Origin of the sequence: uncultured Sunxiuqinia sp., assembly GCF_963974515.1 — a bacterium.
GTDB lineage: Bacteria > Bacteroidota > Bacteroidia > Bacteroidales > Prolixibacteraceae > Sunxiuqinia.
On record NZ_CAXBDD010000134.1, the window covers coordinates 1 to 8,036 of the forward strand.

An 8,036-nucleotide genomic window follows, 5' to 3' on the forward strand; every position below is an offset into this window, starting at 1 on the left:
ATAAGCCATCACATTAAACCGGGTTCCCAAAACCTCAACATCCAGGCCTTGTGCGCTGATCCGGAAGGGCGAATGTTTGTCCTCTTTAACATCAAAGTAAGCTTCTCCGGACAACTCAACCGACCTGTTTTTCGAGAATTGAACCGGATACTTCAGGTAGGAGTCGCCATTTAGCCAACCGGTTGTCCCATCAGGCAAATTAAATTGCGAACGCATGCCCGGCGGACATTGAATTTCTGCATAAACCGTCTCGCCTTGGGCCAAATCCCGCCACTGAATGTAAAAATAAAGCGAAGCAATCAGCAAAGGAAGAATAAGCACCGCCGCAATCCGGTAAAATACGTTCCTGAATCGATATGTCCATTGATTCTCCTGGTGCATTTCTCTTTGCAAAATTTTAGCTTTCGTCTTATTCCAGAGCTGCAGATAGATCGCATCGGATACAATCTTTCCGTCTGTAGCATCCCAACTATCCTTCAGCTCTTCCCTCAGTGTCTCAAACTGATCATCGTCTTCAAATCGATTCAGAATGCTTAAATATTCCTGCTTCGAATACTGATCGCCGATGAATTTTTTCAACAATTGATGTCCCTTCTTTCCCATTTTCGATAATCTAACTACCCAGTAGTATCCGAAAAAAAGGTGACCCCCCTATTGAATTGTGATTTTTTTTGACAATTTCAGTAATCAGTCATTCTGTCTGGTGCGAACGTTTTGCAACTGCGCAAAAAACAAATACAAATTCTTGACTTTCTTTTCATGAAATGCATCCCGGATGGTTTTGATGGCAGCCGTCAATTGGTTTTCGACGGTCTTTGGTGAGACATTCAGAAAGTTTGCCGCTTCGTGAACGGTTAATCCTTCCTTTTTTAGTAAAAGGAAAACCGCTTTCCTTTTTTCCGGGAGGCGGTCAATTTCCTGATCCAGCAGCTTTAAATAATATCCAAAATTTAACTCCTCGTCCGATTCGCTGGCTTGCTCAACTAAAAAATCGAACAATTCCACTTTAAACATCTCACGCCTAGCCTTTTCAATAAAAGACTTCCGAATATCATTCAAGGCGATGGTAAACAAATAGGGGCGAAAAGGCTGTTCAGGATTGACTTGGCTCCTCTTTTCCCAGATCTTCAAAAAAACGTTTTGGACAATTTCTTCGGCTTCAACCCGGGACTTTAACAAGTTGTATGAAAAGTGAAAAAGAATCTTCGAATACTTCTCAAAAAAATATTCAAAAGCATATAATCTGCCTTCTCTTAAAGCGATGGCAAAATTATGTTCTGACATATCGAACTTCGTTTTCACTTCATTCAGATTTAGGCAACCAAACTTAACGAAAAAATTAACATCTGATGTTGATTTTGTCAAATTGTATTATTTTTGCACTAATTGATAGAATATTATCTGTCGATAAAGTCGAACTGCCGTATGAAATGATCAGGATCAATACTTTGCATACCTTGGAGGATGATTATTGGAAGTTCCATGCGTTGGTATTCTCAATAAGAGAAGAATAGCTTATTGATTAGTACCAGAATGGTACGTAGTTAAATTGAAAAAATGGATATATGAAGATTATGCATGAACAACTCAGTTTCCGGGGAACGAATTCCTTCAATATTAAGTGGGATGATTTTCCACATTTCACCTTTCCCTGGCACTTCCATTCGGAGTACGAACTGGTTTTTGTAATCCGGAGTTTCGGTAAGCGCTTTGTTGCCGATCATGTCGAAGATTTTCAGGATGGCGACCTGGTATTGCTGGCACCTAACCTGCCGCACTTTTGGAAAAATGATGAAGCCTTTTTTTTGAATGATCCCAATTACCGGGTCAATGCCATTGTGATTCATTTTCCGGCTCATTTCTTTAAGGAACAGTTGGAAAATTACCCAGAATTTATGTCCATCCGCGATTTACTGTCACGTGCGGCCCGCGGCTTAAGTTTTCAGAAGGAGGTATCCGATCGCTTAGGGCCAAAACTAAATAAGCTATTAAAGAAAAAAGGCTTGGAGCGCACCTTGCTGTTCCTGGAGATTCTGGAAAAGCTGGCCAAAACCAGCCAGTACAAGTCGCTGGCCAGCGAAACCTACCGACTCAACCTGGACAATTGGTCGACCACGCGGCTCGATAAAGTCATGCACATCATTAACGCCAACTACCGGCAACCCATCAAACTCGATTTGGTTGCCAGCCATATTGGTATGAATACCACAGCCTTTTGCCGCTACTTCAAAGAAAAAACGGGCAAATCGTTTATTGAGTTTGTAAATGAAATGCGGATTGGCTATGCCTGCAAACTCTTGCTCGAGGGCAAACAAACGGTCTCGCAAATCTGTTTCGAAAGCGGCTTTAACAACTTATCCAACTTCAACCGGTGCTTTAAAAAAACAACATCACTTTCACCCATCCAATATCAAAATCAATTTCACCACGCCAATCAACCGGTCAATCAGCCCGGTCAAATGCAGGAAAATTAATTGCAACTGAACACGTATCGCGGTGAGTAGCCTCACATAATAAGTGACGTTCTAAATTTGATCGTAAAAGAACAATATCGCCGATGAAGTGTTCTGAACTTTTGCGAGGATTAATTTGCCTTGTTTTAAAAGAACATAGAATGAATGAGATTATTGAGATGAAGACAAACTCTCTGGAGAACAAAAAAACCACCCAAGAACCCATCCAGCAATTTTTAGGGAAACTTAAAGAAAAAATGAAGCAAGTCTATCACCAGCGAGGTGATATTGACAAATACAGCCAGCAACGCGGACTTCCGCCCTTTGTGCTGCGCGAAATCATGGCATGCAATCCTCTTTCGATCGGCATTCCAAAAGCTTATGGTGGCCGGGGCGCCCTGATGAGTGAAAACCTGGCCCTTCTGGAAGCGGCATCTTACGAGTCACTGGCCCTATCACTTACCTTTGGGATTAACTCGGCTTTATTTTTGCAACCCGTTGGAAAATATGCCCAGGAAGAAGCCAAATCCGCTGTGTTCAAACGTTTTATTGAAAACCGAAACATGGGAGGACTGATGATCACCGAACCTGATTTTGGAAGCGATGCCTTGAGTATGCAGACCTATTTTCAGGAATCCGATGGTCAGTTCCACATCAAGGGAAAAAAGCACTGGGCCGGACTGACCGGTTGGGCTGACTTTTGGTTGTTAACCGCCCGACGAAAAAACAGTGATGGAGACTTGCAACGCGACATCGACTTTTTTATCTGCGACGTTACAAAACCCGATCAATCGATTAAAGTAGAAGAATTTTACGACAACCTGGGCTTGTACCAAATTCCCTACGGACGAAACCACATTGATGTTAAAATCCCGGAGGCTCAACACTTAAAACCCCATTCAACCGGGGTGAAAATGATGCTCGACTTGCTGCACCGCTCACGCATGCAGTTTCCGGGCATGGCCATTGGATTCATTCACCGGATAATGGACGAAGCCATTGCCCACTGCAAACAGCGCTTTATTGGAGGTCGAAGCCTCATCACCTACGATCAGGTTCAGGAACGACTTTCAAAACTGCAAGCTTCCTTCACCATCTGTTCAGCCATGTGCTCAAACAGTGCCAAAAAAGCCGGGGTTGAAAACGACCTGACCGGAATCGGGATTGAAGCCAATGCGGTAAAATCAGTTGTTACTGACTTGATGCAACAAGCTGCCCAATCGCTCACTCAATTAGTTGGCGCGCAAGCCTACAAACTCAGTCATCTTGGAGGCCGTGGAATCGTTGATAGTCGTCCGTTCCAGATTTTTGAAGGTTCAAACGACATTCTGTATGCGCAAATTTCCGAAGGAATTGTAAAACAAATGCGTAAGCTGAAAGAGAAAAACTTATTCAACTTCCTGAAGGAATATGAGTTAACCAACCGCTCGGCTGATCAATTAAAAGACCTCTTCAACTTTGAACTGGATTTACAGCTCCCGCAACGCAAGTTGGTTGAGCTGGGACAGGTCATTGGCCGGGTTATTTCCATGGATATGGTACACCGATTGGCTGATGAGGGCTTCAGAAACGATATGATTGAAGGCGGACTGAACATGCTTCGGCAGGAAATTCAACAAACCATGAGTAGTTTCAGCTTGCAAGCAAATGACCTCGTGGTAGTAGATTACCAGGAAAACAGCTCGTGGCTGAAATATTCACTCTAAGAGATTTCGAAAAAGACGATAATGAAAGCATCAATCCAGGCGATTGATGCTTTTTTATTTTCCAATGGTTAGAATGACATTCGTTGACGACAAAGCGAAACGGGATCAGTTGACGCTAACGATCGTCATACAATAAAAACCATCAACCAATCGCAGCCCGGGACTTTTTTGTTAATTTTGAAACTGAGAAACCACGCATAAGCAAACACCAGATGAGCAAACAGCCCGAAAAACATTGGCTTTCTGAATTACTGGGTCCACTCCGAAAAACATCATGGTACGAACCATTCCGACGAGCGTTCCTCAGCAGGCCCGACCTGATGCTGGCGGCCAAAGCGACTTTTGCCATTTCCCTGCTGGCTGTTCCGCTCGTCATTGCCGGAAAATCGTTTTTCGCCATCACCCTTGCGCTGGGAGCCTTGGCTGGTGCCCTATCCGAAACCGACGACCACCCCAAAGGCCGGATTAAGTCGCTGGCCTTAAAAGTGGTCAGCTTCGGAATTTCCAGTCTGGCCGTCGAGCTACTTCGTCCTTATCCCCTTGTTCTGGGACTTGGGCTGGGGGCTTCAACCATCGTCTTCCTTTTGATTGGCGGACTCAGCGAACGCTACCGCGGCGTAACCTTCGGTGCCATGCTGGTTGGCATTTATGCCATGCTGGGAACGGAAATCAGTCCGGCTTGGTACTGGCAACCCATTTTGCTGCCGGCAGGAGCTTTGTTTTATGGGTTGATTTCGCTGGCATTTCTCTACTATCATCCCTGGCGTTTGCTGGAAGAGCAGCTTGCGCGGGGCTTTCTGGCGCTCTCGAAATACCTCAAACAAAAAGCCAGCCTGTTTCCCAGCGACGAAAAGCGGCAAGGCAAACTACGCAACCAGCTTGCCCTTCAAAATGTACAGGTGGTTGACGCGCTGGAGCGCTGCAAGGAAGTGCTGAACAGCTACGGTGACGCGCTTAAGGACGACACACCCCTGCAACCCTACCTGCGCTACTTCATGCTGTTGCAAGGATTGCACGAACGGGCCGCGTCGAGCCACGAACGGTACGACCTGCTGAGCAGCGATCCTGAAAACCAAGAATTGCTGGAAGGAATCGGGCAAACGTTGCTTCAACTTTCCCAAGCAACCAAACAATTTGCCAACAGCCTGCTCACCGGCGTTCCCTATCGGCATCCAGTGTCTTTGGGCTGGGTCGTGAACGTATTAAACGATCAACTTAAAACACGCAAAGCCAGCGAAACACATCCGCTTGTCTTGCTGGTTCAAAACCTCACCCGCTCTCACCAGTCGTTGGTCAATTTAAGTGAGAACCAGCAACGAAGCATTGCCCCGCGGCTGGCAAAAGACAAACGGACCCTTGGGGAGCGATTGCGAAACCAGCTCAGTCTTAACCATCCCCGGCTGCGGCATGCCATTCGACTCAGTTTGTGTTTTATGATTGGTTTTGCCATTTCCGAAGGCTTTAACGTGGCCAAAGGCGAATGGATTATCCTGACCAGCCTGTTTGTATGCCAGCCCAGCTACAGCGAAACCCGGCGCCGGCTTTTCCAAAGAATTTTGGGCACGATTAGCGGCGTAATTGGCGGCGTGCTTGTTGTGCAGCTGCTACCTACAACAGCCGGCCAGGTAGTTTTACTGCTGTCGGCTGCTTTTGCCTTTTTTGTTTGGCTGCGCCGAAGGTATGCCATCTCGGTCATCTTCATCACCATCTTTGTGCTTAGCGCCTTCAACCTGATTGCCAACCAAGGGGTGGCTGTTATGTGGCCCCGGCTGTTGGACACCTTGATTGGCGCCACGCTGGCTTTTGCCTCGGTGCGGCTGCTTTGGCCCGACTGGCAGCACAAACGCCTGCCACAACTGCTGAACCAGGCGCTGCTTAAAAACACATCCTACTTTCAGGCCATCATTTTGGAATACCAGCAACCATCGACCGACGATGACCTGGACTACCGGGTTGCACGTCGGGAAGCACACAGGGCCGACAATGCGCTGGTGCTTGCCTGGCAGGACATGCAGGTGGAACCGCACAAACAGCATCAGTTTCAACAACAGGCCTTCACCCTGACTTACCTGAACCATGCCTTGCTGTCGTACCTGTCGGCTTTGGGCGCCCATCGCGAGCAACAGCAGGTTCCCAATTTAGAATTGTTGCACTTTGCCAACGGAATTTCGGAAGCCCTTCACGAAGCAAACCAAGCCATATGGTCAAGGATTCACACACAAAATAAAGATCTGCAAACCATCCTGGAGCAAATTCGGCAACACATCAACGAGTCGGAACAGGGATTTGCCCGCATGCAATTCACCCTACTCTACAACATTGCCGATGTCACCATTCAGCTGCTGCAACAGGCCAAACTCATCAATAAAAATGACGAAGCCAACCAGAAGTAAAGGCTGATTCCAAATACCATGAGTTTTCTCTTCTTCATTGTCCCCTGAAAACTTTATTTTTACTGATTCTGAAACTAAAAAGCAATACACATGAATGACATAGAAAAGTACATCGAAGAAAATAAAGACCGTTTTCTGAATGAACTGTTTGGCTTAATCCGCATTCCATCCGTCAGCTCGGTTGCGGTACACAAACCCGACATGTACCTGGCTGCCGAGTACTGGAAAGAATTGCTGATCAGCTCAGGGGCCGATCATGCCGAGGTGTTTGAAACTGATGGCAACCCAGTCACTTATGGCGAAAAAATCATTGACCCGGCAAAGCCAACGGTGCTGGTGTACGGGCACATGGATGTGATGCCCGTTGAACCGCTTGACCTGTGGAAATCGCCACCGTTTGAACCCGAAGTGCGCGATGGCAAAATCTGGGCGCGTGGAGCCGACGACGATAAAGGCCAAAGCATGATGCACGCCAAAGCTTTCGAGCTGATGGTGAAAACCAATACACTGCCCTGCAATGTGAAATTCATGATTGAAGGCGAAGAGGAAATTGGTTCGCCCAACCTGGGCAAATGGTGCGAAGAACACCGGAAAATGCTGAAAGCCGATGTCATCCTGGTGTCGGATACGACCATGATCCGGCCCGACCTGCCCACCATTACTACCGGCTTACGCGGTCTGGCTTATTGGCAGGTTGAAGTTACCGGTCCCAACCGCGACCTGCATTCCGGCATGTTTGGCGGCGCAGTGGCCAACCCGATCAATGTGCTTTCGAAAATGATTGCGCAAATGACGGATGACAACGGACACATCACCATTCCCGGATTTTACGACGATGTACTGGAGGTATCGCCCGAAGAACGGGCTCTCATGGCCAAAACACCCTTCGACCTGGACACCTACAAAAAAGCGCTCGACATTGAAGAAGTTGCTGGCGAAGCGGGTTTCTCAACCATTGAACGGACCGGGATTCGTCCGTCCTTCGACGTATGCGGCATTTGGGGAGGTTATACCGGCGAAGGTGCCAAAACGGTGCTGCCATCCAAAGCGTTTGCGAAAATCAGCACCCGTTTGGTGCCCAACCAGAACCACGAAAAGATTGCCGAACTGTTTCAAAAACATTTCCAAAGCATCGCCCCAAAAACCGTTCAGGTTGAAGTGACTCCCTTGCATGGGGGACAGGCCTATGCCTGCCCCATTGAGCTGCCCGCCTACCAGGCCGCCGAAAAAGCCTACCTCGATGTGTATGGCCGTCGCCCCTTGCCCAACCGAAGCGGAGGTTCTATTCCCATCATCTCCACCTTCGAACAGATCCTGGGCATCAAAACCATTTTAATGGGCTTTGGCCTCGAAGCCGACGCCATTCATTCACCCAACGAAAACTACCCGCTTGAACAGTTCTACAAAGGCATTCAAACCATTCCGCTGTTTTACAAGTATTTTGCCGAGATGAGCGAAGCTTAAACGCAGATGAATTAAGAGCT

At 47.2% G+C, this 8,036-nt stretch carries 6 protein-coding genes; 4 read left to right on the forward strand and 2 right to left on the reverse strand.

The genetic code is table 11. The annotated features are described in order from the left end of the window. Both AAC033_RS17370 and AAC033_RS17375 read right to left on the reverse strand, forming a co-directional pair. Window positions 1–603, reverse strand: a 603-nt coding sequence (locus AAC033_RS17370; RefSeq protein WP_339740461.1) for a FecR domain-containing protein, incomplete at its 3' end; no start/stop codon positions are given. An 84-nt stretch (window positions 604–687) separates the two neighbouring features. Further along, a complete protein-coding gene (locus AAC033_RS17375) occupies window positions 688–1,284 on the reverse strand; it encodes a sigma-70 family RNA polymerase sigma factor (protein WP_339740463.1) in 597 nt (198 codons plus the stop codon). A 281-nt stretch (window positions 1,285–1,565) separates the two neighbouring features. Here AAC033_RS17375 and AAC033_RS17380 point away from each other — a divergent pair, with 281 nt between their 5' ends. From AAC033_RS17380 to AAC033_RS17395, 4 genes are all read left to right on the forward strand, one after another. After that, window positions 1,566–2,474, forward strand: coding sequence for an AraC family transcriptional regulator (locus AAC033_RS17380; RefSeq protein WP_339740465.1), 909 nt, complete (start codon window positions 1,566–1,568; stop codon window positions 2,472–2,474). 140 nt (window positions 2,475–2,614) lie between these two features. Then, entirely contained in the window at window positions 2,615–4,159 is a 1,545-nt protein-coding gene (locus tag AAC033_RS17385; protein ID WP_339740467.1) for an acyl-CoA dehydrogenase family protein, read from the forward strand. A 212-nt stretch (window positions 4,160–4,371) separates the two neighbouring features. Further along, on the forward strand, window positions 4,372–6,552 hold the full coding sequence (yccS, locus tag AAC033_RS17390) for a YccS family putative transporter (RefSeq protein WP_339740469.1): 2,181 nt from the start codon (window positions 4,372–4,374) through the stop codon (window positions 6,550–6,552). Window positions 6,553–6,642: 90 nt separating this feature from the next. Continuing rightward, window positions 6,643–8,016, forward strand: coding sequence for a dipeptidase (locus AAC033_RS17395; RefSeq protein ID WP_339740471.1), 1,374 nt, complete (start codon window positions 6,643–6,645; stop codon window positions 8,014–8,016). The last annotated feature ends 20 nt before the right edge of the window (window positions 8,017–8,036 follow it).